At 71.4% G+C, this 23,617-nt stretch carries 22 protein-coding genes and 1 pseudogene; 16 read left to right on the forward strand and 7 right to left on the reverse strand.

Going from position 1 to position 23,617, the window contains the following annotated elements:
- Nucleotides 1-74 precede the first annotated feature (74 nt).
- The 5 genes and pseudogenes from aroH to der all read left to right on the forward strand — a co-directional run bounded on the left by aroH (nucleotide 75) and on the right by der (nucleotide 4,729).
- Nucleotides 75-437 (forward strand): chorismate mutase, encoded by a 363-nt coding sequence (aroH, locus tag ACH492_RS22660; RefSeq protein WP_307664353.1) that lies wholly within the window; start codon nucleotides 75-77, stop codon nucleotides 435-437.
- Nucleotides 434-1,519: a prephenate dehydrogenase gene (locus tag ACH492_RS22665; RefSeq protein WP_398989275.1), complete on the forward strand. Its 1,086-nt coding sequence runs from the start codon at nucleotides 434-436 to the stop codon at nucleotides 1,517-1,519. The genes aroH and ACH492_RS22665 overlap by 4 nt, the downstream gene beginning before the upstream one ends.
- A gap of 243 nt (nucleotides 1,520-1,762) precedes the next feature.
- Nucleotides 1,763-2,434 (forward strand): annotated as a pseudogene (gene cmk / locus ACH492_RS22670) ((d)CMP kinase); the annotation flags it as partial.
- Nucleotides 2,435-2,604: 170 nt separating this feature from the next.
- Complete coding sequence (locus ACH492_RS22675) at nucleotides 2,605-3,192, forward strand: lysophospholipid acyltransferase family protein (RefSeq protein ID WP_398989738.1); 588 nt, start codon at nucleotides 2,605-2,607, stop codon at nucleotides 3,190-3,192.
- Nucleotides 3,193-3,262: 70 nt separating this feature from the next.
- Nucleotides 3,263-4,729, forward strand: coding sequence for a ribosome biogenesis GTPase Der (gene der / locus ACH492_RS22680; protein WP_398989277.1), 1,467 nt, complete (start codon nucleotides 3,263-3,265; stop codon nucleotides 4,727-4,729).
- Nucleotides 4,730-4,799: 70 nt separating this feature from the next.
- Here der and ACH492_RS22685 read toward each other — a convergent pair whose 3' ends face one another.
- Together ACH492_RS22685 and ACH492_RS22690 are read right to left on the reverse strand one after the other, a co-directional pair.
- Nucleotides 4,800-5,084 carry a hypothetical protein gene (locus ACH492_RS22685; protein ID WP_398989279.1) on the reverse strand — a complete coding sequence of 95 codons (285 nt, stop codon included), beginning with the start codon at nucleotides 5,082-5,084 and terminating at the stop codon, nucleotides 4,800-4,802.
- Nucleotides 5,085-5,242: 158 nt separating this feature from the next.
- Nucleotides 5,243-6,022, reverse strand: coding sequence for a hypothetical protein (locus ACH492_RS22690; RefSeq protein WP_398989281.1), 780 nt, complete (start codon nucleotides 6,020-6,022; stop codon nucleotides 5,243-5,245).
- 522 nt (nucleotides 6,023-6,544) lie between these two features.
- Here ACH492_RS22690 and ACH492_RS22695 point away from each other — a divergent pair.
- Together ACH492_RS22695 and ACH492_RS22700 are read left to right on the forward strand one after the other, a co-directional pair.
- On the forward strand, nucleotides 6,545-7,189 hold the full coding sequence (locus ACH492_RS22695; RefSeq protein ID WP_398989283.1) for a transglycosylase family protein: 645 nt from the start codon (nucleotides 6,545-6,547) through the stop codon (nucleotides 7,187-7,189).
- A gap of 101 nt (nucleotides 7,190-7,290) precedes the next feature.
- A complete protein-coding gene (locus tag ACH492_RS22700; RefSeq protein ID WP_398989285.1) occupies nucleotides 7,291-7,863 on the forward strand; it encodes a transglycosylase family protein in 573 nt (190 codons plus the stop codon).
- Here ACH492_RS22700 and ACH492_RS22705 read toward each other — a convergent pair.
- The 3 genes from ACH492_RS22705 to ACH492_RS22715 are packed head-to-tail and all read right to left on the reverse strand — an operon-like array spanning nucleotide 7,850 to nucleotide 11,553.
- A complete protein-coding gene (locus tag ACH492_RS22705; RefSeq protein WP_398989287.1) occupies nucleotides 7,850-8,512 on the reverse strand; it encodes an ATP-binding cassette domain-containing protein in 663 nt (220 codons plus the stop codon). The genes ACH492_RS22700 and ACH492_RS22705 overlap by 14 nt on opposite strands.
- Complete coding sequence (locus ACH492_RS22710) at nucleotides 8,509-11,130, reverse strand: ATP-binding cassette domain-containing protein (protein WP_398989289.1); 2,622 nt, start codon at nucleotides 11,128-11,130, stop codon at nucleotides 8,509-8,511. Before ACH492_RS22710 ends, ACH492_RS22705 begins: the two co-directional genes overlap by 4 nt.
- Before the next feature lie 3 nt (nucleotides 11,131-11,133).
- The gene (locus ACH492_RS22715) at nucleotides 11,134-11,553 is read right to left on the reverse strand and encodes a hypothetical protein (protein WP_398989291.1); all 420 of its coding nucleotides are present in this window, start codon (nucleotides 11,551-11,553) and stop codon (nucleotides 11,134-11,136) included.
- Between the two features lie 120 nt (nucleotides 11,554-11,673).
- Between ACH492_RS22715 and ACH492_RS22720 the strand changes: the two genes are divergently transcribed.
- The 6 genes from ACH492_RS22720 (at nucleotide 11,674) to ACH492_RS22745 (ending at nucleotide 17,196) form a co-directional block, all read left to right on the forward strand.
- Entirely contained in the window at nucleotides 11,674-12,207 is a 534-nt protein-coding gene (locus tag ACH492_RS22720) for a hypothetical protein (RefSeq protein ID WP_398989293.1), read from the forward strand.
- A complete protein-coding gene (locus ACH492_RS22725; RefSeq protein WP_398989295.1) occupies nucleotides 12,185-13,468 on the forward strand; it encodes an ABC transporter substrate-binding protein in 1,284 nt (427 codons plus the stop codon). Before ACH492_RS22720 ends, ACH492_RS22725 begins: the two co-directional genes overlap by 23 nt.
- A gap of 54 nt (nucleotides 13,469-13,522) precedes the next feature.
- On the forward strand, nucleotides 13,523-14,806 hold the full coding sequence (locus tag ACH492_RS22730) for a glycosyltransferase family 4 protein (RefSeq protein WP_398989297.1): 1,284 nt from the start codon (nucleotides 13,523-13,525) through the stop codon (nucleotides 14,804-14,806).
- The gene (locus ACH492_RS22735) at nucleotides 14,803-15,594 is read left to right on the forward strand and encodes a hypothetical protein (protein ID WP_398989299.1); all 792 of its coding nucleotides are present in this window, start codon (nucleotides 14,803-14,805) and stop codon (nucleotides 15,592-15,594) included. The genes ACH492_RS22730 and ACH492_RS22735 overlap by 4 nt, the downstream gene beginning before the upstream one ends.
- 53 nt (nucleotides 15,595-15,647) lie before the next feature.
- A complete protein-coding gene (locus tag ACH492_RS22740) occupies nucleotides 15,648-16,607 on the forward strand; it encodes a helix-turn-helix transcriptional regulator (protein WP_398989301.1) in 960 nt (319 codons plus the stop codon).
- 373 nt (nucleotides 16,608-16,980) lie between these two features.
- The gene (locus ACH492_RS22745) at nucleotides 16,981-17,196 is read left to right on the forward strand and encodes an I78 family peptidase inhibitor (RefSeq protein ID WP_398989303.1); all 216 of its coding nucleotides are present in this window, start codon (nucleotides 16,981-16,983) and stop codon (nucleotides 17,194-17,196) included.
- Between the two features lie 96 nt (nucleotides 17,197-17,292).
- Here ACH492_RS22745 and ACH492_RS22750 read toward each other — a convergent pair whose 3' ends face one another.
- A complete protein-coding gene (locus ACH492_RS22750) occupies nucleotides 17,293-18,276 on the reverse strand; it encodes a phosphatase PAP2 family protein (RefSeq protein ID WP_398989305.1) in 984 nt (327 codons plus the stop codon).
- 433 nt (nucleotides 18,277-18,709) lie between these two features.
- Here ACH492_RS22750 and ACH492_RS22755 point away from each other — a divergent pair, with 433 nt between their 5' ends.
- Together ACH492_RS22755 and ACH492_RS22760 are read left to right on the forward strand one after the other, a co-directional pair.
- Nucleotides 18,710-20,350, forward strand: coding sequence for an MFS transporter (locus tag ACH492_RS22755; protein WP_398989307.1), 1,641 nt, complete (start codon nucleotides 18,710-18,712; stop codon nucleotides 20,348-20,350).
- 81 nt (nucleotides 20,351-20,431) lie between these two features.
- The gene (locus tag ACH492_RS22760) at nucleotides 20,432-21,622 is read left to right on the forward strand and encodes an acyl-CoA dehydrogenase family protein (protein ID WP_398989309.1); all 1,191 of its coding nucleotides are present in this window, start codon (nucleotides 20,432-20,434) and stop codon (nucleotides 21,620-21,622) included.
- Between the two features lie 54 nt (nucleotides 21,623-21,676).
- Here the strand turns inward: ACH492_RS22760 and ACH492_RS22765 are convergent, their stop codons facing one another.
- Nucleotides 21,677-22,114 (reverse strand): cell division protein SepF, encoded by a 438-nt coding sequence (locus ACH492_RS22765; RefSeq protein ID WP_398989311.1) that lies wholly within the window; start codon nucleotides 22,112-22,114, stop codon nucleotides 21,677-21,679.
- A gap of 250 nt (nucleotides 22,115-22,364) precedes the next feature.
- On the opposite strand from ACH492_RS22765, the gene ACH492_RS22770 reads away from it, so the two are divergent.
- Complete coding sequence (locus ACH492_RS22770; RefSeq protein ID WP_398989312.1) at nucleotides 22,365-23,615, forward strand: DUF5685 family protein; 1,251 nt, start codon at nucleotides 22,365-22,367, stop codon at nucleotides 23,613-23,615.
- The last annotated feature ends 2 nt before the right edge of the window (nucleotides 23,616-23,617 follow it).

The following is a 23,617-nucleotide window of genomic DNA, read 5'->3' on the forward strand; positions in this document are numbered from 1 at the left end:
GGTGGTCGCCGCAGCCGTGTACCCCGGTCCCTGACTACGCTTGACGGAGCACTCGCACAGTTAAGGAGCACGACGTGGCGGTACGAGCGGTCCGGGGAGCTGTCCAGCTGGAACGGGACGAGGCCGGACACATGGACGAGCAGGTCAGTGAACTGCTCACCGCCATCCTGGAGCGGAACGGGCTGGGCACGGACGATCTGATCAGCGTCTGGTTCACGGCCACGCCGGATCTGCACAGCGACTTCCCGGCGGCCGCCGCGCGCAAGCTGGGCATCGTCGACGTACCACTGATCTGCGCGCAGGAGCTGGACATCGTCGGGGCGATGCCCCGTGTCGTACGGATCCTCGCGCACGTCGAGTCGGATCTGGCCAAGTCGGAGATCGCGCACGTGTACCTCGGTGCCGCGGCCGCCCTGCGCAAGGACATCGCCCAGTGAGAACCGCCGTCGTCATCGGAACCGGCCTGATCGGCACGTCCGCGGCCCTCGCCCTGGCGGGGCGCGGAGTCGCCGTGCACCTTGTGGACCACGACCCGGAGCGGGCCCGTACCGCCGCCGCGCTCGGCGCGGGGACGGACGACCCGCCCGAGGGCCGGGTCGACCTCGCGATCGTCGCCGTTCCGCCGGCGCATGTCGCCACCGCGCTGGCCGACGCGATGCGCGCCGGGACCGCGCGCGGCTACCTCGACGTGGCGAGCGTCAAGGGCGGGCCGCGGCGCGAGCTGGAGGCGCTGGGCCTGGACCTGAGCGCGTACATCGGCACGCATCCGATGGCGGGCAAGGAGCTCTCGGGTCCGCTGGCGGCGACCGGGGATCTATTCGAGGGCCGCCCGTGGGTGCTGACGCCCACGCGCGACACGGACACCGAGGTGCTCAACCTCGCCCTCGAGCTGGTCGCGCTGTGCCGGGCCGTCCCGGTGGTCATGGACGCCGACGCCCACGACCGGGCGGTGGCCCTCGTCTCCCACACCCCGCAGCTGATCTCCTCGATGGTCGCGGCCCGGCTGGAGGACGCGGACGACACGGCGGTACGGCTCTGCGGCCAGGGCATCCGCGACGTCACCCGGATCGCGGCGTCCGACCCCCGGATGTGGGTCGAGATCCTCTCCGCGAACCCGGGCCCGGTAGCCGACGTGCTGGCCGGAGTCGCGGCGGACCTGGACGAGACGGTCCAGGCGCTGCGGTCCCTTCAGTCCTCCGACGAGTCCAAGCGCCAGGACGGCGCGGAGGGCATCGAGGACGTTCTGCGCCGGGGCAACGCGGGCCGCGTCCGCGTCCCGGGCAAGCACGGCGCGGCCCCGACGTCGTACGAGATCGTGGCGGTCCTGATCAGCGACCAGCCGGGCGAGCTGGCGCGGATCTTCGCGGATGCGGGCCGGGCGGGTGTGAACATCGAGGACGTCCGCATCGAGCATGCGACGGGCCAGCAGGCGGGCCTGGTCCAGCTGATGGTGGAGCCGGCGGCGGCGACGGTGCTGACGGCGTCGTTGCGGGAGCGGGGCTGGTCGATCCGCCAGTGACCACGGCGTCGGAAAAGGGGCGGGGGGCCGGTCGATCCGCCAGTAGCCACCGCTCCGGCGCCGGAGGGTCTTGATTTCCCGCCGGACGGGCTGAAAATTCAGCTCGTCCGGCGATTGAGGACCGGGGTCTGGGGCGGAGCCCCGGTGGCGCCGCCATCCGTGTGTAAAGGCGGCCCCAAGTACTCGGTAACCTTGTTCAGGGCCCACCGGCAATTCCGCCTGCCCTCTCCGCGTACCAGGAAGGTGTCCGACACCGTGGAATCCGTGATCGTCGCCATCGACGGCCCCTCCGGCACGGGCAAGTCGAGCACCTCCAAGGCGGTCGCCGCAGCGCTGGGGCTGAGCTATCTCGACACCGGCGCCCAGTACCGCGCGATCACCTGGTGGATGATCAGTAACGGCGTCGACCTCCAGGACCCGGCCGCGATCGCCACCGCCGCCTGCAAGCCCGCCATAGTCTCCGGCACCGACCCGGCCAACCCCACCATCACCGTGGACAGCGTGGACGCCGCCGGGCCGATCCGTACGCCCGAGGTCACCTCCAAGGTGAGCGCGGTCAGCGCCGTCCCCGAGGTGCGGGCCCGGATCACCGAGCTGCAGCGCTCCATCGCCTCGGCCGCCGCGACCGGCATCGTCGTCGAGGGGCGCGACATCGGCACCACCGTCCTGCCGGACGCGGACCTGAAGATCTTCCTGACCGCATCGCCCGAGGCCCGCGCCGCCCGCCGCAGCGGGGAGCTGAAGGGCACCGACGTCGCGACCACGAAGGAAGCCCTGATCAAGCGGGACGCGGCCGACTCCAGCCGTAAGACGTCCCCGCTCGCCAAGGCTGACGACGCGGTCGAGGTGGACACCACCGACCTGACCCTGCAGCAGGTCATCGAGTGCGTCGTCACCCTCGTCGAGGAGCGGCGCAGCCGAGACGCAGCGCAGGTTGAGGGCTCCGACCGAGGGACGAGGGAGAAGCACTCGGCCGGAGCGGAGCCGAGGCGGAGCGCGACCGGCACCACAGATAAGCGAGCCGCCCGGTGACCGTACCCTCGAAGAAGGGCGCGGCGGTCGGTCGGGGCATCGGCATCGGGCTCATGTACGGACTGTTCAAGCCGCGGGTACTCGGCGCCTGGCGGGTTCCGGCGACCGGCCCCGTGATCCTCGCCGTGAACCACTCGCACAACATCGACGGGCCGATGCTGATGGGCACCGCTCCCCGGCCCGTGCACTTCCTGATCAAGAAGGAGGCGTTCGTCGGCCCCCTCGACCCTTTCCTGCTGGGAATCGGTCAGCTGAAGGTGGACCGTACGAGCACCGACCGCACCGCCATCACGGGCGCCCTCGGCGTGCTGGAGAACGGCGGCGTCCTCGGGATCTTCCCCGAGGGCACCCGGGGCGAGGGAGACTTCGCCTCGCTGCGCGCCGGGCTCGCGTATTTCGCCGTACGCTCCGGCGCCCCGATCGTCCCGGTGGCGGTGCTGGGAAGCACTGAGCGCCGCGGACGGTTGATACGGGCACTGCCTCCGCTGCGCAGCCGGGTCGACATCGTCTTCGGTGACGCCTTCGATGCGGGTGACAGCAGTGGCCGCCGCACGCGCAAGGCGCTGGACGAAGCCACCGTGCGTATCCAGGATCGGCTGACCGCCCACCTGGAAGACGCCAAGCGCCTCACCGGGCGCTAGGCGAGACTTTAGTAGTGGATCGCGCGACGAGCGGTCCATCGATGATGCAACTTAACGAGGTAAGCACTTCATGAACGACCAGATCCACTCCGGCGACGAGCACGAGCACGGAGCGCTTGGCGACGCCGAGTACGCGGAGTTCATGGAGCTCGCCGCGGACGAGGGCTTCGACGTCGAGGACGTCGAGCACGCGATCGGCGAGGCCGGTCACGGCCCGCTGCCCGTCCTCGCCGTCGTCGGCCGCCCCAATGTCGGCAAGTCGACCCTGGTGAACCGCATCATCGGACGCCGTGAGGCCGTCGTCGAGGACAAGCCCGGCGTCACCCGCGACCGCGTCACCTACGAGGCCGAGTGGGCCGGCCGCCGCTTCAAGGTCGTCGACACCGGCGGCTGGGAGCAGGACGTCCTCGGCATCGACGCATCCGTCGCCGCCCAGGCCGAGTACGCCATCGAGGCCGCCGACGCGGTCGTCTTCGTCGTGGACTCCACGGTCGGCGCGACCGACACCGACGAGGCCGTCGTCAAGCTGCTGCGCCGGGCCGGCAAGCCCGTCGTGCTCTGCGCCAACAAGGTCGACGGACCCAGCGGCGAGGCGGACGCCACCGCCCTGTGGTCGCTCGGCCTCGGCCAGCCGCACCCCGTCTCCTCCCTGCACGGCCGCGGTACGGGCGACATGCTCGACGCCGTCCTGGAGGTGCTGCCCGACGCCCCGGCCCAGACCTTCGGCAACGCCGTTGGCGGCCCGCGCCGCATCGCCCTGATCGGCCGCCCGAACGTCGGCAAGTCCTCGCTGCTCAACAAGGTGGCGAACGAGGACCGGGTGGTCGTCAACGAGATCGCCGGCACCACCCGCGACCCGGTCGACGAGCTCATCGAACTCGGCGGTGTCACCTGGAAGTTCATCGACACGGCCGGCATCCGGCGCCGGGTCCACCTCCAGGAGGGCGCGGACTACTACGCCTCCCTGCGTACCGCCGCCGCCGTGGAGAAGGCGGAGCTCGCGGTCGTCCTGATCGACGCGACCGAGTCCATCAGCGTTCAGGACCAGCGGATCATCACCATGGCCGTCGAGGCCGGGCGTGCGATGGTCGTCGCGTTCAACAAGTGGGACAACCTCGACGAGGAGCGCCGCTACTACCTGGAGCGCGAGATCGAGACGGAGCTCGGGCAGATCGCCTGGGCGCCGCGGGTCAATGTGTCCGCCCGTACCGGCCGCCACATGGAGAAGCTGGTCCCGGCGATCGAGACGGCCCTCGCGGGCTGGGAGACGCGTGTCCCGACCGGTCGGCTGAACGCCTTCCTCGGTGAGATCGTCGCCTCCCACCCGCACCCGATCCGCGGCGGCAAGCAGCCCCGCATCCTCTTCGGCACCCAGGCCGGCACCAAGCCGCCGCGGTTCGTGCTCTTCGCCTCCGGCTTCCTGGAGCACGGCTACCGCCGCTTCGTCGAGCGCCGGCTGCGCGAGGAGTTCGCCTTCGAGGGCACCCCGATCCACATCTCGGTGCGGGTGCGCGAGAAGCGCGGCCGCAAGAAGTGACCTGAACGCGTGGCAATGGCGCTGCCCCGGACCGGTGAACGGCCCGGGGCAGCGCCATGTCGTCCCGGGGTCACAGACCCCGGCGGGGACCCGGCGGCAGCGCCGCCGGGACATGGTTCCCGTTGTGCGGCCGACTCAGCGGGTACGGCTGCCAGCCCGCCCCCGGGTGGCTCGTATGGCCCGATGACCCGCTTCGGCTGCTGTGCAGCCCGGTGCCGAAGGCCCTGAAGTCGAGATCCTCCTCGCCGCTCCGGTCGCCCGGCAGCGCCCTGAACGCCCTGCGGTACTCGGAGTACAGCGTGTCGTAGATGGGCGTGGGCGAGTGGCCGACCGTCGCGTCACGCGCGGGACGCATGGCGGGGATCTGACTCTGGTACGGCTGGCGGGAGGGGTCGTATGAGTGCACGTACCTGCAACGACCCCCGCCGTCGGACGGATGCGGGCGCGGAGCTGCATTCTTCCGAGGGACGTACGAAACGTGCGCCCGGGGTACGTTTCCGCACCCTGGCGTCGTCACGTGCCGGCGAGCGGCATCGCCGCGGCCACCAGGCGCCCGCCGGCCGCGGCCTTCTCCAGCGCCTCGCGCAGCAGGTCCTCGCGCGGCTGCTGGCCGATCGAGCCGACCGGGGCGGCGAAGACGAGCACCGTGTGCGACTTGTTGGCGGCCGCGCGCCATCCGTCGGTGACCTGGAGCGGCTGATGGGCCTGCCACCAGGCGACCGGGCTGCCGCCGCCGGTGCCGGGCTGGAGCACGGCGTGCAGCTGTCCCATGGCGACCAGGACGGACCAGCCGGGGAGCCGGCCGGGCCGCCGGTTCATGTCGGAGACCGGCTGGAAGCCCTGCTCGATGAGGAGCGGGAGGAAGTCGTCGCCGCCGAAGCCGGCGGTGCCGGGGCGGGCGATGGGTGCGGTCGGCTCGACGACCAGGGCGGGGTGCAGATCGCCGTCGATCAGTACGAGACCGCTGGTGATGCCGAGGACGGCCTGCTGCGGACCGCCGCCGGGGATCTGTGACTCGTCGCCGGTGATGGACCGAACGGCGCCCTGCAGCTGGTCCTCGGCGACCTGGACGACCTGCGAGGGGATGCAGGTGGCGTGGGCGAAGGCGAGAACGGCGGTCTCCTCGCCGACGAACAGCACGGTGCTGGTGCGTTCCTGCTCGGAGTCGCCCGGGGTACGGCAGGAAGTGCAGTCGTAGCTGCCCGGGGCGTTCTCGCCGGCGAGCAGCCGGTCGGCTTCTTCGTCGCCGATCTCGGCGCGTACGTCCTCGCTGACGTCGAGCATGCGCGGCACGGGTGGCTCCTCGGAACTTGTTGCGTGCGCCGGGCGGTTCCCGGCTCGTAAAGGTTCAACGGGTGATCTGTGGCCGGAGTCACGCGTGAAATGGAACGGAATCGCACCGTCCGATGCAGGCAGTGAAACCGCGGGCGGAATTGGTTACTCCATGTCAACGGCTGCTGATTACACGGAACTTGGTCCGGTGAAGCGGGTCACAGAACCCCTCGCCACCAGGTCGACAAATCATGAAATCAGCGAATCAAGTGGGTGGCCGGATTTCGCCGATACTGCGAGTAACGGGCAACTGGCCTGGAATGACAGGGGATTGGTTGATACCGCGGTGTTGAGCTGCCTAGATTCCTCCGCCGTGTGCAGAGAGCACCGCCCGGGACAGCCCGCCGGCCGTACAGCCAGTACGGCGCAGCAGCAGCACAGAACGACCGACCTCAGGTGGGCGAGGCGGAGCTGACGCACGGCGCCGGATGCGCCGAAGTCGGCACCGCCCAGGGGGACCCCGGGTCCTTCGAGAGGGATTTGATGTTCACGAGTTCCCGTTCCATACGCAGGCGTGACACGGCGGCGCTGGTTAGCGCAGCACTGGTGGCGCCGCTGGCTCTGCTCGCCGCGACGACGGGCGAGGCCCGGGCGGCGGACGAAGGGGTATGGGACCGCATCGCAGCGTGCGAGAGCGGCGGAAACTGGCACATCAACACCGGCAACGGCTACTACGGCGGGCTGCAGTTCTCCGCCGGGACCTGGCGCGCCTACGGCGGCGGGGCGTACGCGTCCACCGCGGACCGGGCGAGCAAGGGGCAGCAGATCGCTGTCGCCGCGAAGGTCCAGCGGGCGCAGGGGTGGGGCGCATGGCCCACCTGCGCGGCGCGGGCCGGGGCGTACGGCAAGGCGCCGGCGGCACAGAAGGCCGACGCTCCCAAGTCCACGGCCCACAAGGCCAGAACGAAGGGCAGGTCCGCGGCCGAGGCAAAGGCGCCGGAGCGAGCAGTTGCCCACACCGAACGCGGCAGCGCCCGGGGCGGCGACTACACCGTCCGGCGCGGCGACACCCTGAGCGCGGTCGCGTCGGCGCACGGCACCTACTGGCGCGACCTGTACGCCGCCAACAAGGCCGTCATCGGCGGTGATCCGAACCTCATCGTGCCCGGGCAGCGGCTCGCGCTCTGAGGTGCCCTTCGGCAGCCCCGCCCGGGTCCGACCGGGTGGGGCTGCCTGCCGCCCGCGCGCGGCACCGGCTCTCGCGGGGCCGCGCTGCCTAGCGTGACCCGATGTCGAAGATCCGCTTCTGGCCGACAGCGACGGCTGCCGCGTTGCTGCTGGCACTGGTGCCCCTGAGCGGCGCGTACGCCGCGCCTCCGCTTCCGCCGCCGCCCGCACCCGGAAGCCCCGGCATCGGCGTCGGCGTCGGCTCCGGACCGGCCGCCTGTGTCGCAAGGGGATGGCCGTGGAGCTGTCTCGCCACGTGCGAGAGCAGCGGTCGGTGGAACGCCAACACCGGCAACGGCTTCTACGGCGGACTGCAGTTCTGGCAGCCCACCTGGGAGGAGCACGGCGGCCTCGTCTACGCGCCGCGCGCCGACCTCGCCACCCGCGAACAGCAGATCAAGGTCGCGGAGGAGGTGCTGCGTACACAGGGATGGGAAGCATGGCCCGTCTGCGCCAAGAAGTACGGCCTCAGCGGCCGTGTCCACACGGTCCAGCCCGGCGACACGCTCTCCGCGATCGCCGGGCGCTTCGGCGCCAAGGGCGGCTGGCAGGCGCTGTACGCGGCGAACAAGGCCACGATCGGCAGCTCTCCGCACCTGCTCCAGGTGGGCATGATGCTGGTCATTCCGGGCTGAGCTCGGCAGGCTCTCCTCTGAATACGACGGAGCCGCGGCGCAGTTCATGGACGAGGACCGGGGGCGTCCGGACGCCGCTCAGGCCGGATGGCAGGCGCTGTTCCGCGATGACGACGGCGGCGTCGAGGGCGCGCAGAAGTTCGTAGGTACGGGCCGCGACGGGCGGTGCCATGCCCTGGGCGGGCTCGTCGACGAGGACGACACGAGCGGGTGAGAGCAGGGCGCGGGAGACCGCGAGCATGCGCTGCTCGCCGCCGGAGAGGGTGCCCGCGCGTCGCCCGAGGAGCGGACGGAGTGCGGGATAGCCGTCGATGGCCTGGGTGAAGTCCCCGTCCACCGAGGACAGTTCGAGATTCTCGGCGACGGTGAGGGTGCCGTACACCGCGCGAAGATCCGGTACGAAGCACAGGCCGCGGCGGGCCCGTTCGTCGGCGCGGAGACCGGTCACGTCGCTGCCGCGCCACACCACCCGGCCGGCGGCGAGCGGCACGGTCCCGGCGAGGGCGCGCAGCGCGGTGGTACGGCCGGAGCCGTTGCGCCCGATCAGTACGGTGAGGGCGTCGGCGGGTACGGGGAGGTGGACGCCGTGCAGGGCTTCCAGGGGGCCGTACCGTACGCGGGCGGCGCGCAGCTCGATCTCGACGGTCATCGCACGATCCGCCCCGCCGCCATGACATGCACGGTGTGCGCGATGCGCGTGACGAGATCGAGATCGTGCTCGACGACGAGCACGGCCATCCCGTCCGCGGCGAGCGCGCCGAGGATCCGGGCGAGCCCCTCCGCCTCCACGGCGTCGAGTCCCGCGGCGGGCTCGTCGAGCAGCAGCGTGTGCGGCCCCCCGGCGAGCGCCCGCCCCAACTCGGTACGCCGCAACGTCCCGGTGGACAGCCCGGCGGCGGCCCGGTGCCGGACGGGCCCGTCGAGCCCGAGCAGCCGGAGCACGGGCCCGACGGCCTCGCGGTCGCGTCGGCGTCCCTGCTCGGCGCCGATACGTACGTTCTCCTCGACGGTCAACGACGGGAACACGGCGAGCTGCTGGAACGTCCTGGCAATTCCGAGCCGCGTGCGCGCGTGGGCGGCGTGCCGGGTGATGTCGACGCCGTCGAGCTCGACCCGCCCGGAATCGGGCCGGAGGGTCCCGCACAGACAGTGAAAGAGGGTGCTTTTCCCGGCCCCGTTGGCCCCGATGAGGGCGGTGACCTGCCCGGAGGGGAGGACGAGATCGACCCCGTCGAGGGCGGTGTAGTCGCCGTAGGCGAGCCGGACGTGTCGAGCGACGAGGGTATGGGCGCGGGGAGTTGGCTGCCGCTGGGGGGCGCTCGGCGGGCTCCCGGAGGGGCGGGGGCGGTGCGCGGGCGTGGCCGGGGCGGGGGTGGGCCCGGTCGGGCCGGGGCCGTCTTCGCCAGGCCCGGGTGGACGCCTCCTGGCAGCCGGGGTCTTGGCCCGGCCGCTCGGCCCCGCCGCGGTGCCCCTTCCCGTCTCGGTCGGGCCCAGGCGGCGCAGGGTCCGGCTCGGGGCTTTGGGGAAGCGGCCGATCAGGATGGCCAGGATGCCGATGACCGCCGCCGCGACACCGCCGCGAGCTCCCGCGTCGAGGCCCACCAGCAGGGCCGCCGCGACAAGGGGGCCCACCAGGTTGTCCGCGCCCAGGACTACCACCGCGGCGAACCAGAGCAGGCCGCGCACCGGGTCGTACGCCGAGGGGTCGAAGGCGCGCAGGCCCATGCCGAGCAGGCCGCCGCCCAGCGCCGCGAGGGCCGCGCCGGTGACGAAGGCCAGGAGTTTGAGCGCGGGGACCGGGACGCCGGCCGCCGACGCGCCCGGTTCGTGGTCGCGCATGGCCGCGAGCGCGCGGCCCGTACGGCCCCGGCGCAGCGCCCCTACCGCGAGCAGCGCACCGGCCAGGACGACCAGTTCGACCAGGTAGAAAGCGCGGTCGGACGACAGGCCGGCCGGGCGGGACAGTGACAGCCCCGCCGTCGCGTACGGCTGCGCGAAGACGAAGCGGCTCACGCCCACCCCCACCGCCAGCGTCGCCAGTGCCAGCGCAAGCCCGTGGCGGCCGATCGCCGGCCAGCCGGTGAACAGGCCCAGCGGCGCGACCAGTAGCACCGCGACGACCAGCGCGAGAAGTTCGGGCATCGCCGGGAGCCCCGGGAAGCGCCCGGCCGCAAGCAGCGCCGTGAAGAGCGCGCCCAGGCCCGCGTACGCCGCCTGGCCCAGCGAGATCTGGCCGCCCCGGCCCGTCACCACCACCAGCGACAGCAGGATCACCGCCAGCGCCGGCACCTGGATCGAGGTGTGCAGGTCCGAGCCCGCGAAGCCGAGCGGGAGCAGGAACAGGATCGCGGCCACCAGCCACACAACGCCCGGCACCCGTACCGCGGGCGCGGCGGGGCGCGCGAGGGTGTCCCGCGCCCCCACCCCCGGCAGCACCAGCGCCGCGATCAGCAGCGCCACCACGAAGAGGTTCGCGCCCACCGCCTGGAGCAACGGCTCGCCCCACCCCGAGGGGTGCAGCCGCGTCAACTGCGCCTGGGCCACGCCGATCGCCAGCGCCGCGGCCACCGCCACCGGCAGGCTCCGCATCCGGGCGATCACCGCGACCGCGATCACCTCGACGATCAGCAGCGGCAGCCCGTACGGATCGAGACGTACGTACGGAACGAGCAGCACACCCGTAACACCGGCCGTGAAGGAGCCGAACGCCCAGCCCACCGCCGACACCCTGTTCGCGTCGATCCCGCCCAGCGTCGCGAGCGCACGGTTGTCGACGACGGCGCGCAGCTCGCGGCCGAAGCGGGTCCACCGGGTGACCGCCGTGACCAGCGCGGCGAGCAGCAGTACGGCCGACAGCTGCACCCACGGGTCGTCAGGCAGCAGCACCGGCGCGTCCGCCCGCGCCCCGCCGCCCCACACCAGCGCCGCGCCCCCGACGAGCAGGACGAACACCCCGATCGACGCGACCAGCGCGCGCCCGGGGTCCATGTCCAGCACCGCGATCGGCCGGAAGACCAGACGGTCCAGGACGATCCCGATCCCGGGGGCGACGACCAGCAGCGTCACCGCCGCGGCGAGCGGCAGCGGCCAGCCCCACTCCACCGCGAACTGCCGCAGCACATACGCGCAGACCATCGCGATCGCACCGTGCGCAAGATTCAGCACGCCGGTCGCCCGGTAGGTGACGATCAGTCCGATCCCGGTGAGTGCGGCCGCGCTGCCGACTGCGAGCCCCGCGAGGGTGAGGTCGTACGTCAGCGAACTCACCCGTCAGCCCCGGGGCTCGCAGACGGGGCACGGGCCGAGCTCCCGGTCGCCGACCGGCTCGGCCTCCGGTTTGCCCGCGACCAGAGGGCAGTCGGGGCGGTGCGCCAGCGTTCCGCCTGGCACGCACAGCGGGGGTTCGTCCGAGGACGGCGCATCCCAGGCCGGTACATCCCTGAAGGGCGAGGCCTCCTCCGGCCCGGCCCCGGCCTCTCCCCGTACCCCCGCGGCCCGGCAAGCCGCCGCGATCAGCACCGCCCCCACCACCAGCAGCGCCGCACCCGGCATCGTGCAGGAGGCCAGATAGGGGATCTGCCGTTCGGCGAACCGCTCGCCGGACACGCCGTACCAGCCGATCACGCACAGCACCGCGCCACCGGTCGCGGCTGTGAGCCCGCCCCACCACAGCAGTCGGGAAGTCGGCATCCGGGGGCCCTCCCGCCGCTCTGGCACCGGTCTGGTCATGGCACTGGTGATGTACGCCGATTCCTTGCACTATGCCCTGAACGGACAGACGCTGGAAGCCGACAACGGGTGGTGAGCCAGATGGTCCATGTCAGGCCCAAGACGACCGCCGCATGGGCGGCCGTCGCGATCCTGGCCTTCGTACCAGCCGCCGCAGGATGCTCGGACGACAGCGGCGGCGGCTCGAAGTCCTCACCCACCCCGTCGGTGACGGCCCCGGCGACGCCGTCGCCCAGCGCCCCGGCCGCGGACGGCCCCGCCGACCCCGCCGCCGCGAAGGCCGAGATCGAGAAGAACTGGACGACGTTCTTCGACCCCAAGGCGGCCACGGACTCCAAGGTCAAGGTGCTCGAGAACGGCGAAGCGCTGCGGCCGCTGCTCGCCGCGTTCAGCGGCGACAAGAACGCCGCGCAGTCCTCGGCCAGGGTCACAGACGTGCAGTTCACCTCCGCCACCGAAGCCACCGTCACCTATGACCTGCTGGTCGGCGGCACCCCTGCCCTGCCCGGCACCAAGGGCACCTCGGTCTACCAGGACCAGACCTGGAAGGTCTCCGTGAAGACGCTCTGCGCCCTGGTCGAGCTCAGCGGCAATGCCGCCGCGCCGGGCTGCTGAAGCCCTGCTGCTCGCGGCGCTCCTGACCGGGGGCGCCGCCTGCGGCAGCCGGCTGCCCGAGAGTGACTTCGACAGCCCACCGTCACCCACCCGCAGCAACGCCGCCGAGCCGATCCGCGTCGGCATCATCCGCAGCGCCACCAGCCCGGTCGGCGGCGCGGCCTTCAGCGGTCCCGGCGACGGAGCGAAGGCCTACTTCGACGCGCTCAACGCGAAGGGCGGACTCGACGGCCGCCGTATCGAGGTCGTCACCTGCGACGACGGCGGCAGCGGCGTCGGCAACAACGAATGCGTGCACAAGCTCCTCGACGAGCGGAGAGTCTTCGCCCTGGTGGCCACCACCGCGCTGGAGTACGCGGGCGCGCCCCTCGTCGCCAAGGCCGGCGTACCCGACATCGGCGGTCAGCCGATCGGCCCCGCGTACGACACGTATCCGCATCTGTACGGGATCTACGGCAGCCTCGCCCCCCGCGCAGGCGGCAAGCCCGGCTGGAACGGCACCCTCTACGGCGGAACCGAGGTCTACCGCTACTTCGCCCGCGAACACGGCGCCCGAACCGCCGCCGTCGTCTCCTACAACCAGGCCGCATCCGCCGCGTACGCCCGGATGATCACCCAGGGCCTGAAGGCCGAGGGCTATCGCGTCGTGGGCGAACAGGTCGACTTCGCCCTGCCGAACTTCCGTGCCGTCGCCGCCGATATCCGGCAGCAGGGCGCCGACTTGGTCTTCGACGCGATGGACACGCACGGCAACGCCCAGCTGTGCGAGGCGATGGACGCCGTCGGCGTACGCGTCACCGCCAAGGTCACCAATGTGCAGAACTGGGCCTCGTCCGTACCGAAGGACTTCAAGAACGCGCCGAGCTGCCGCAACGCACTGTGGGTGACCGGATCGAGCCGCAACCACGACGACGTCACCCATTCGGCCGTACGTGAATTCCGCGAGGCGATGAAGGGCCGCGAGCTCTCCCAGTGGCAACTGGAGGGCTGGGCGGCGGCCATGTGGTTCACCGACGCCGCCCGGTCCTGCGCGGCGGATCTCACGCGCGCCTGCGTCGAGCGGTTCGTCAACCGCCCCGAGCCGTACACCGCCCGTGGTCTGCTGTTGCCCGTCGGCTACGAGAAACTGGCCGAGCCGCCGAAGACCCGCCGCACCTGTCTGTCCGTCGCCCGGTGGCAGGACGACAAGGGCTGGGTGACGCAGGGCGGTGAGATGACCGAGAACTGCTTCACCGTGCCCCAACTCCCTTATCAGCCGTAACAGACAGGTACAGTCCACTGCGGCACACATGAAGACTGGGGGACGCTGCGGCGTATGCACATCTCTTTTCTGCTCCACAACGTGTACGGCATCGGCGGGACGATCCGCACGACGTTCAACCTGGCCCAGACCCTGGCCGAGCGGCACGACGTCGAGATCGTCTCCGTCTTCCGCCACCGTGACGAACCCACCATGGGCGCGCCGGCCGGCGTCACCATGAAGCACCTCGTCGATCTGCGCAAGAGCAGCCCCGGCTACGACGGCGACCATCCGGACTACAGGCGCCCCGCCAAGGTCTTCCCGCGCGGCGACGGCCGCCACAAGCAGTACAGCCGCCTCACCGACGCCCGGATCGCCGCCCATCTGGGATCCGTTGAGGCCGATGTCGTGGTCGGCACCCGCCCCGGGCTCAATGTGCACATCGCCCGCCAGACCCGCCGCGGCCCGGTCCGCGTCGGCCAGGAACACCTCACGCTGGACAGCCACGGCTACCGGCTGCGCCGCGAGATCGGGCACCGCTACCCCCTCCTCGACGCGATCACCACCGTCACCGAGGCGGACGCCCGGTCCTACCGTTCCAAGCTGAAACTGCCCGGCGTACGGATCGAGTCCGTGCCCAACAGCGTGCCCGCGCCGACGCTCCGGCCCGCCGACGCCTCCAGCAAATGGATCGTCGCGGCCGGCCGGCTGACCAAGGTCAAGCGGTACGACCTGCTGGTCAAGGCTTTCTCCAAGGTGGTCGCCGCGCGTCCCGACTGGCGGCTGCGGATCTACGGCAGCGGAGACGCGACCGGCAACGAGAGGAACGCGCTGCGCACCCTTATCGAGGAGCGCGGGCTGCACAACCATGTCTTACTGATGGGCCCCGCCAACCCGCTCGAACCTGAGTGGGTCAAGGGCTCGATCGCCGCCGTCACCTCCAGCCTGGAGTCGTTCGGCATGACCATCGTCGAGGCGATGCGCTGCGGCCTGCCGGTCGTCTCCACCGACTGCCCGCACGGGCCCCGCGAGATCATCGAGGACGGCGTCGACGGCCGTCTGGTGCCGGTGGGCGACGTGGACGCGATCGCCGACGCGCTGCTCGGGCTGATCGAGAACGACGAGTTGCGACGGCGCACCGGGCAGGCCGCGCTCGCCGCCTCGGCCCGCTTCGACCCGGCGCGGATCGCCGAGCGCCATGAGGCTCTGTTCACCGAGCTGGTCGCGCGCGGCGAGGGCCGCTCGCGCAGTGCGCTGCGGGACGCCGCGCACCACGCCCGGGGCACGCTGTACGACGGGGCCTACGCCCTGCGCTATCTGGGCGCCGACGTGATCCGGAAAGGGAAGAAGTCCTCATGACCACGTCCACCGAGCGGCGGGTGCCGCGGGCCGACTGCATCGCCGACTCCGCTGGGGGCATCACCTTCGACATCGCGGGGGCCGGTGCGCCGGACGCCGTGCTGGTGCTGAAGCTGCGCGGTGGCGCGGGCCCACAGGACGAGACACGGCTGCCGCTGACTCCCACGGGGGAGGGCAGCTCGCGCGCCGTACTGCCCAGCACGGTCGAGCTGGCCGAGGGCCGCTGGGACGCGTACGTCGGTGACGAGGCCGTCGAGCCCGGCATCCGGGACCTGCGCACGCTGGTCGATCGCGCGCCCGACGCCGACCGGATCGCCGCGCGCGTGCCCTACCCGACGGAGGACGGCCGGCTGGCGGTGCGCTGCTGGGTGCGGGCGCCGCACGCCGAGGCAGGGGAGATCGGCCTCGCGCCGGAGCGTGGCGCGATGACGGTGGAGGGGGTGCTGTACGGAGCCGAACTGGGCGAAGGGGCCGCCGCCGAGGCTCGGCTGCGCGGCTCCGACAAGGCGCATCGGGTGCCGGTGACGGGCGGCGACGGCGGAGCCTTCGGCTTCACCCTGCCGTACGGCCCGCTGGCGGAGCAGCACCTCGGCAAGCAGGAGTTGTGGGACATGTGGCTGCGGCCCACTGCGGACGCTGCCTGGATACGGATCGCCCGCATCCTCGACGACGTCTGGGACCGGAGGAACATCTTCGTGTACCCGAGGCTGCCGTCCGGCAACTGGCTGGCCGCCCCCTGTTACACGAGCGACAACGAACTCTGCGTACGCCTCACCGAAGCGCCCTGACGCACGCCATCTGAGGACAGCTGCTGTCCGCAATCGCTGGCAGACTCGACACCATGTTGGAGACCTCGGCAAGACTGCTGCGCCTGCTCTCGCTGCTCCAGGCCCACCGCGAATGGTCCGGCGCAGATCTGGCCTACCGCCTCGGCGTCACGCCGCGTACGGTCCGGCGCGACGTCGACCGGCTGCGCGAGCTCGGCTACCCCGTCAACGCAAGCCCCGGCACGGGCGGCGGCTATCAGCTCGGCGCCGGGGCCGAGTTGCCGCCGCTGCTGCTCGACGACGAGGAGGCGGTGGCCGTCGCGGTGGGCCTGCGCACCGCCGCGGGCCATGGCATCGAGGGCATCGGCGAGACCTCCGTACGCGCCCTGGCCAAGCTGGAGCAGGTGCTGCCGAACCGGCTGCGCCGCCGTGTCGGCGCGCTCAACGCCTTCACCGTGCCGATGCTGCGGGGCCGGCAGAGCTCCACCGTCGACGCGAGCGTGCTGACCGAACTGGCCAACGCGTGCCGGGACAGCGAGCGGCTGCGCTTCGAGTACCGCGACCATGGCGGCTCCGCCACCCGCCGCACCGTCGAGCCGCACCGTCTGGTGTGCACCGAGCGGCGCTGGTATCTCGTCGCCTGGGATCTGGACCGCGGCGACTGGCGTACGTTCCGTGCCGACCGGATCACCCCGAAGCCGCCGCACGGCCCGCGCTTCGCTGCTCGTACACCGCCGGCCGAGGACCTGGCCGCGTATGTCTCGAAGGGCGTCTCCACACACGCCTACGCCGCCCAGGCGGTCATCCGGCTGCACACCTCGGCCGAACTGGCCGCCGAGTTCGTCGGTCCGTCCGACGGCGCCATCGAGGCGGTCGACGAGAAGACGTGTCTGCTGCGCACCGGGGCCGCGAGCCTGGATGTGCTGGTCATCCATGTGATGCTCATGGGCGTGGACTTCGATGTGATCGAGCCGCAGGAGCTGACCGAGCACATCAGGGCGGTCCGGGACCGGCTTTCCCGTGCCCTGGACTGATCGCCCCCCGGGCAGTCTCCGTACCCATCACCTTCGCTCGCCGTTCGCGGCTCGGACTTCGTCTCATTGCGCGCCAAGACTGTTCGGACGCGTGGGGGGATTCTGTAATGAACTGGTGAATTCTTCACCGTTGTCAATTCGCCCTCCGGCACCTGACGCGAACAATTCCGCAGGGGGAATTCAGCATGATCAGCAAGGTCGGTGGAATTACCGTGCGGGCGGCGTTGAACTGCACGTTCGAGTGACTGTGTATGGGCTAAACGCGTGTCGTGATCCTGTGACAGAAGCGTGACCGGTGAGGTACGTGGGAGTGCTGAAGCATCCCTTCGGCCCCGGCTTCCGTCACCGTCCGCGGCCGCCTACGGTGGGTGTCATGGCACCCACACCGACCCCTCCCGCACAGCCCGACGACGACCCCGACGCGTATGTCGGCCTCGCCGCCGACGGTGCCGAGCAGCTGGCTCGTGAGCGTGGCTGGAGCACCGTCAGATCGCTGCCGCCGGGCGCCATCATCACGATGGAGTACCTGGAAGGCCGGCTCAACTTCGAGGTGGAGGGCGGCACCGTCATCCGCTGCTGGCCGGGCTGACAGGCCCGCACGCGAACGGCGAAGGCCCCGACCGTCATGGTCGGGGCCTTCGCCGTACATTCCGCCGGGTTTCCCGCGGAACCCACTGACACTGACTCAGCCGCCGGTCACCGGCCGCGAGGTCGGCGGACGGCGCCTGCCGGACGGGGTGATGGGCGTCCGCTCGGAGCGCACCGTGTGCGACCTCGGCTGGGTGAGCTGTGCCGTGGTCCTGCCGTTCGAAGCCGGCCGGCCACCGACGGCGGCCACCGGCTCGCGGGCCGGATCCTGCTCCTGTGAAGGCTCACGCTGCGGGAATATCCCGGGCCTTGGGCCACCCGCCGCGACCGGCAGCGAGGGAGCGAGCCGACGGCGCGCACGCAACTGCTCGCGCAGCGACAGGATCCAGGCCTCCGCGCGGCCGATCAGCGGCTCGCACCAGGGCAGTGCGAGCAGGATCAGCAGCCCGGCCGCCCAGCCGAGCAGCACATCGCTCAGCCAGTGCGTACCGAGGTACACGGTGGTCAGGCCGACGCCCAGGGAGACCACCGCCGACAGGGCCGACAGATAGCGTCTGGCCAGCGGAGTGGTGGCCAGATACGCCAGGATTCCCCATGTCACGACCGCGTTCGCGGTGTGCCCGGAGGGAAATATATCGCCGCCGGCGAAGAGCTCGGCGGAGCCGATCTGCGTCGCGTAGTGGGGGCCGAGACGGCCCAGTCCGATCTTGACGGCGCCCACCGTCGCGTTGAGCAGTAGCAGCGAGGCGCCGAGCACCAGCAGGGGTCGCAGGGTGTGCTGACGCCAGGAGCGCCAGCCCAGCCAGGCCGCGACCATCACGGCTGTGGGTCCGCGCTGGCCGAGAACCACGAAGTAGTCGAGGAAGGCGTGCAGGTCCGGCCACTGCTGGTAGGGCCGGAAGAGCATGACCTTCCAGTCGATGATCACGAGCCAGGTCGAGGCCAACACGGCCACGACGATGGCGAGATAGAAGGCCGACGTCCCGCCGAAGAGGGCGAGACGGGTGCGGCTCATCCGCGGGATCTCTATCTTCGGCGGTTCCGGCTCCCGGTCCAGGCGGGCAAAGATGTCGGTACGCACCCAATCGACGTTACAGCGAGTGAGTGTCCGCCCAGGTCGATCCCGCGGGTTCGTGATGACGATGTGATGTGGACTATGTCTCAGATCGAGTTTTACTCCGGGCCAATTCGGAAATTCCGATGACCTTGCGCTCTATTGTCCGCGAGCCCGTCATCATGGGGTTCTATCCGGGGCGCAAATAACAGTTCACCACTTCCCCGTACGGAATTTCCCCCTCGTTGGCGGACGTCCAGGACGGCTCCGGTTCCGGGCGTGGCGTGGCGTACGCCACACGCGCGTGCCCGACCAGGTGAGAGATGGACCACGCGCCACACGCCGGATCTCGCGTACGCTGGCGGCTCACTCGCCCGTCGATGCCGGACCGCCCTGTGGGACAGCAGCACTGTCCCCGGCTGGCCCGCCGAGCGCGAGGGACTCATTGGGAGGTACGTACATGTCCGGGACGATCACGACCGGAGCACGGCTGCGTGCCGCCGGCGGCGGTGCGAACCGCTGGGTCGTCCTCGTCGTCCTCTGTATAAGCCTGCTGCTCGTCGCACTCGACGCGACTGTGCTGCACGTCGCCGTCCCCGCCGTCACAGAGGACCTCCGCCCCAGCGGGGTCGAGCTGCTGTGGATCGTGGACGCGTACCCCCTCATCTGCGCCGCGCTGCTGATCCTCTTCGGCACGCTCGGTGACCGGGTCGGCCGCCGCCGTGTGCTGCTGATCGGTTACGGCATCTTCGGCGTCGCCTCCTTGGCCGCCGCATTCGCCCCCACCCCGGAGGTGCTGATCGGGGCGCGCGCCCTGCTCGGCGTCGGCGGCGCGATGATCATGCCCGCGACGCTCTCGATCCTCCGCGCGGTCTTCCCCGACAGGCGGGAGCGGGCGACGGCGATCGGCATATGGACCGCGGTCGCCGCGGTCGGCGCCGCCACCGGACCGGTCCTCGGCGGCTTTCTCGTCGAACACTTCTGGTGGGGCTCGGTCTTCCTGATCAACATCCCGCTGATGGCGCTGATCCTGCCCGTCGGCCGCTGGCTGCTGCCCGAGTCCAGGGGCGGCGCCGACGGGCCCTGGGACGTACTGGGCGCGCTGATGGCCGCGGCCGGTGTGCTCGGCGCGGTCCTCGGCATCAAGCGGCTGGGCGCGGGCGACACCGTCCTCGACATCAGGACGGCGGGGCCGCTGCTGCTGGGCGGTGTGCTGCTCGCCCTGTTCGTACGGCGGCAGAAGCGCCGCGAGCATCCGCTGATCGATATGCGGATGTTCGCCAGGGCCGCCTTCTCCACCTCCGTCGGCTGCATCATTCTCGCCATGCTGGCGCTGGTCGGCCTGGAGCTGATCGCCGTCCAGTACCTCCAGCTCGTCCTCGGGCTGAGCCCGCTGGAGACCGGCCTGCGACTGCTGCCGCTGACCTTCGCCGCGATGGCCGCCGGCGCCACCGGCTCGCACACCCTGCACCGCATCGGCCCCCGCCGGATGGTCGGCTGGGGTTTCGTGCTCACCGCCGCGGCCGTGCTGCTGCTGACCCTGATGGGACAGCACGACCGGCCCTGGCTGCTCACCACGGGCTTCGTGCTGCTCGGCTTCGGACTGCAGACCACGCTGTTCGCCGCGTACGAGTCGATGCTCAGCGAGGCACCGGCGGACCAGGCGGGCGGGGCTGCCGCGATCGGCGAGACCTCCTACCAACTGGGTGCGGGGATGGGCATCGCGCTGCTCGGCAGCGTCATGAACGCGGCGTACGCGCCCGCGCTCGCCTCGCTCACCGGCGTCCCGGGATCGGCGGGCTCGGCCGCCTCCCATTCGCTGGGCGAGGCCTACCAGGTGGCGGACCGGCTCGGCGGCCCCGCGGGCGCGATGGTGCGCAGCACGGCGCGCCACTCCTTCGTCAACGGCCTCCATATAACGCTCCTGGTCAGTGCGGGCCTGCTGCTGCTCGGCGCGCTCGCCGCGCTGCGGCTGCCCAAGGTCATGGAGTGCGCGACTGTCACCGCCGAGAAGTGCCCGAAGCCGAGGCGCCCGGAAGTCTCGCTCCCGGCGAGCCGCGAGCCTGCCGAGGCGGCCGGGTCTGGACGCCCGGCACACTGAGCCGTAACGTCAGCCGGAGCAGTAACTAACACTGCTAGTTTTCTGTGTTCCGCTGTGTGAGCGCCGCCGGAGGCCACGCCCATGTCCGCACCCTCGAAGCTGCCGCCCTTCGACCCCAGCGACCCCCTCGGCATCGACGATCTGCTCGACCCCGAGGATCTCGCGATCCGCGACACCGTCCGCAGCTGGGCCGCCGACCGTGTCCTGCCGCACATCGCCGACTGGTACGAGCGCGGCGAACTCCCCGGCATCCGCGAGCTGGCCCGCGAACTCGGCTCGATCGGCGCGCTCGGCATGTCCCTGAAGGGATACGGCTGCGCGGGCGCCACCGCCGTCCAGTACGGCCTCGCCTGCCTGGAGCTCGAAGCCGCCGACTCCGGCATCCGCTCGCTCGTCTCCGTCCAGGGCTCACTCGCCATGTACGCGATCCACCGCTTCGGCTCCGAGGAGCAGAAGCAGCGCTGGCTGCCCGGCATGGCGGCCGGCGAGATCATCGGCTGCTTCGGCCTCACCGAGCCCGACCACGGCTCCGACCCGGCGGGCATGCGGACCTTCGCCAAGCGGGACGGCTCGGACTGGGTGCTCACCGGCCGCAAGATGTGGATCACCAATGGCTCGGTGGCCGGGGTCGCGGTGGTGTGGGCGCAGACCGACAAGGGCATCCGCGGCTTCGCCGTGCCGACCGACGTCCCCGGCTTCTCCGCCCCCGAGATCAAGCACAAGTGGTCGCTGCGCGCCAGCGTCACCAGTGAGCTGGTCCTGGACGAGGTACGGCTGCCCGCCGACGCCGTACTGCCGGGCGTCACCGGTCTGAAGGGCCCGCTGAGCTGCCTCACGCACGCCCGCTACGGAATCGTGTGGGGCTCGATGGGGGCGGCGCGGTCCAGCTTCGAGTCCGCCGTGGAGTACGCGAAGACGCGCGAGCAGTTCGGCAGGCCGATCGGCGGTTTCCAGCTCACCCAGGCCAAGCTCGCCGACATGGCGGTGGAACTGCACAAGGGGATCCTGCTCGCCCACCATCTGGGCCGCCGCATGGACGCGGGGAAGCTCCGCCCCGAGCAGGTCAGCTTCGGGAAGCTCAACAACGTGCGGGAGGCGATCGAGATCTGCCGCACCTCGCGCACCATCCTAGGAGCGAACGGGATTTCGCTGGAGTACCCCGTGATGCGCCATGCGACCAACCTCGAGTCGGTGCTCACCTACGAGGGCACCGTCGAGATGCACCAGCTGGTGCTGGGCAAGGCGCTCACCGGCCTGGACGCCTTCCGGTGACCCGGCGGCGGTCGGCGAGCTCCCCCAGCTGACGCTGGGAGGTGCCCCCCATGCTCAGCTCTGGTTGAAGAAGCCGTCCTGCGAAGAACGGCTCGCGGCTTCCCCGCTGACGACCTGCGTGTCGGCGGGGCTCAGCAGGAAGACCCGGGTGGCGACGCGCTCGATCGAGCCGCGCAGCCCGAAGGTCAGCCCTGCGGCGAAGTCCACGACGCGCTTGGCGTCGGAGGGCTCCATGGACGTGAGGTTCACGATGACCGGGACGCCGTCCCGGAACAGCTCACCGATGCCGCGGGCGTCCCGGAAGCTGTCCGGGGAGACCGTAGCGATCCGGCGGCCCTGTTCCTGGGCGGACTCGGAGGCCACGCGCACCCGCGGGTCGGTGACCCACGCGTCACCCGCCTCAGCACCCTCGGCGTACTCCTCGTCGTAGTAACGCTCGTCACTGTCCTCGACGAGTCCCAGCCAGGCGCTTGCCTTGCGCACAGATCCCATGGACGCCTCCTTCCGCTCCAGTCCGCTCATTGCGGTCTTTTCTCGTTCCGCATCCCTATGGTCGTCCATGATGCGGATCGCGCGCCAAGTAGATAGTCGCCGCGCAGGGGATTCGTGACGGTACTGGTGCAGAAGATGTGGCGATTCGTCAATATTCTTCCTGTGTACGGGGGGTTGCGGGCCCAAAATATGAAAGTCGTGTCACGCGGGTGACGGTGGGCGCGTCCGGGTGAACGGATCGCTCGATACGATGCGTGCCGCACTGTGGAACGACTCTCGGGGGACCGTCGTGTTCGGAATCGTCAGGCCATGCACTCATCGCCTCACCGATGGGCTCAAGACCGAGTGGATGGCCCATCTGTGCGGACTCTGTCTGGCACTTCGCGCCGACCACGGTCAGTTCGCCCGGGTCGTGACCAACTACGACGGCCTGATCGTCTCGGTTCTGACGGAGGCTCAGACCGAGCGCACCCCCGCCTCCCGGCGCACCGCGGGCCCCTGTCCGCTGCGCGCCATGCGCACCGCACCCGTCGCCCGGGGCGAAGGAGCGCGCCTGGCGGCCGCCGTCTCCCTGGTGCTGGCGTCGGCGAAGATACGGGACCACGTCGCCGACCGGGACGGGGTGTTGGCCCGCAGGCCGGTGGCGGCCCCCGCCCTCCGGGTCGCCGCGGGCTGGGACCGGGCCGGGGCGCGCACCGGCGCGGAGCTCGGCTTCGACACCGCGGTGCTGCTCGACGCCGTCGAGAGGCAGAGCGGGATCGAGGCGCTGGCCGGGCCGGGCACCTCGCTGCTGACCGTCACCGAGCCGACCGAGACGGCGACGGCGGCCGCCTTCGCGCACACCGCCGTACTGGCCGGACGGCCGGAGAACATCGCACCGCTGGCCGAGGCCGGCAAGCTCTTCGGACGGCTCGCGCATCTGCTGGATGCCGTCGAGGACAGGGAAGCTGACGCAGCGTCGGGTGCCTGGAACCCTCTCGCCGCCACCGGCACCTCGCCGGCCGAGGCGCGACGGCTCGCCGACGACGCGGTGCACGGGGTGCGGCTCGCGCTGCGCGACGCCCGCTTCGCCGACGACAAGCTGGTGCATGTGCTGCTGGCGCACGAGCTGCAGAACTCGGTGAACCGGGCGTTCGGGACGACGACCTGCGCGCACCAGGGGTACGGAGGCCCGCCGCAGGGCCCGTACCAGGGACAGGGCGGTCCGTATGACCAGGGGCCGTACGGCCAGGGACCGTACGGCCCCGGCAACCCCTACGGCGGGGGCGGCCCCAGCGGTCCTGGTGGGCCCGGCGGTATGCCGCCCGGCTTCCACCAGGAGCCCCAGAAGCCGGGCAGGCGCGGCTTCTGGGCCGGCTGCGCCGCTTTCGTCGGGCTGTGCTGCACCTGCAAGCTGTGCTGCGCCGAAGAGTACGAAGGCCCCTGGTCCCGCAAGAAGCGCGAGGGCTGCTGCCACAAGTGCGACTGCGACTGCTGTGACTGCTGCAGCTGTGACTGCTGACC

This window comes from Streptomyces sp. NPDC019443 (genome assembly GCF_044389785.1).
Lineage (GTDB): Bacteria > Actinomycetota > Actinomycetes > Streptomycetales > Streptomycetaceae > Streptomyces.

Coding starts and splice junctions, on each gene's coding strand:
- ACH492_RS22705 (WP_398989287.1), bottom strand. CDS start 8,512: ATGACCGTCGAGATCGAGCTGCGCGCCGCCCGCGTACGGTACGGCCCC.
- ACH492_RS22765 (WP_398989311.1), bottom strand. CDS start 22,114: ATGGGATCTGTGCGCAAGGCAAGCGCCTGGCTGGGACTCGTCGAGGAC.
- ACH492_RS22675 (WP_398989738.1), top strand. CDS start 2,605: ATGTACGGACTGTTCAAGCCGCGGGTACTCGGCGCCTGGCGGGTTCCG.
- ACH492_RS22735 (WP_398989299.1), top strand. CDS start 14,803: ATGACCACGTCCACCGAGCGGCGGGTGCCGCGGGCCGACTGCATCGCC.
- ACH492_RS22740 (WP_398989301.1), top strand. CDS start 15,648: ATGTTGGAGACCTCGGCAAGACTGCTGCGCCTGCTCTCGCTGCTCCAG.
- ACH492_RS22745 (WP_398989303.1), top strand. CDS start 16,981: ATGGCACCCACACCGACCCCTCCCGCACAGCCCGACGACGACCCCGAC.
- ACH492_RS22695 (WP_398989283.1), top strand. CDS start 6,545: ATGTTCACGAGTTCCCGTTCCATACGCAGGCGTGACACGGCGGCGCTG.
- ACH492_RS22720 (WP_398989293.1), top strand. CDS start 11,674: ATGGTCCATGTCAGGCCCAAGACGACCGCCGCATGGGCGGCCGTCGCG.
- der (WP_398989277.1), top strand. CDS start 3,263: ATGAACGACCAGATCCACTCCGGCGACGAGCACGAGCACGGAGCGCTT.
- ACH492_RS22715 (WP_398989291.1), bottom strand. CDS start 11,553: ATGCCGACTTCCCGACTGCTGTGGTGGGGCGGGCTCACAGCCGCGACC.
- ACH492_RS22685 (WP_398989279.1), bottom strand. CDS start 5,084: ATGCGTCCCGCGCGTGACGCGACGGTCGGCCACTCGCCCACGCCCATC.
- ACH492_RS22700 (WP_398989285.1), top strand. CDS start 7,291: ATGTCGAAGATCCGCTTCTGGCCGACAGCGACGGCTGCCGCGTTGCTG.
- ACH492_RS22730 (WP_398989297.1), top strand. CDS start 13,523: ATGCACATCTCTTTTCTGCTCCACAACGTGTACGGCATCGGCGGGACG.
- ACH492_RS22760 (WP_398989309.1), top strand. CDS start 20,432: ATGTCCGCACCCTCGAAGCTGCCGCCCTTCGACCCCAGCGACCCCCTC.
- ACH492_RS22770 (WP_398989312.1), top strand. CDS start 22,365: ATGCGTGCCGCACTGTGGAACGACTCTCGGGGGACCGTCGTGTTCGGA.
- ACH492_RS22755 (WP_398989307.1), top strand. CDS start 18,710: ATGTCCGGGACGATCACGACCGGAGCACGGCTGCGTGCCGCCGGCGGC.
- ACH492_RS22725 (WP_398989295.1), top strand. CDS start 12,185: ATGCCGCCGCGCCGGGCTGCTGAAGCCCTGCTGCTCGCGGCGCTCCTG.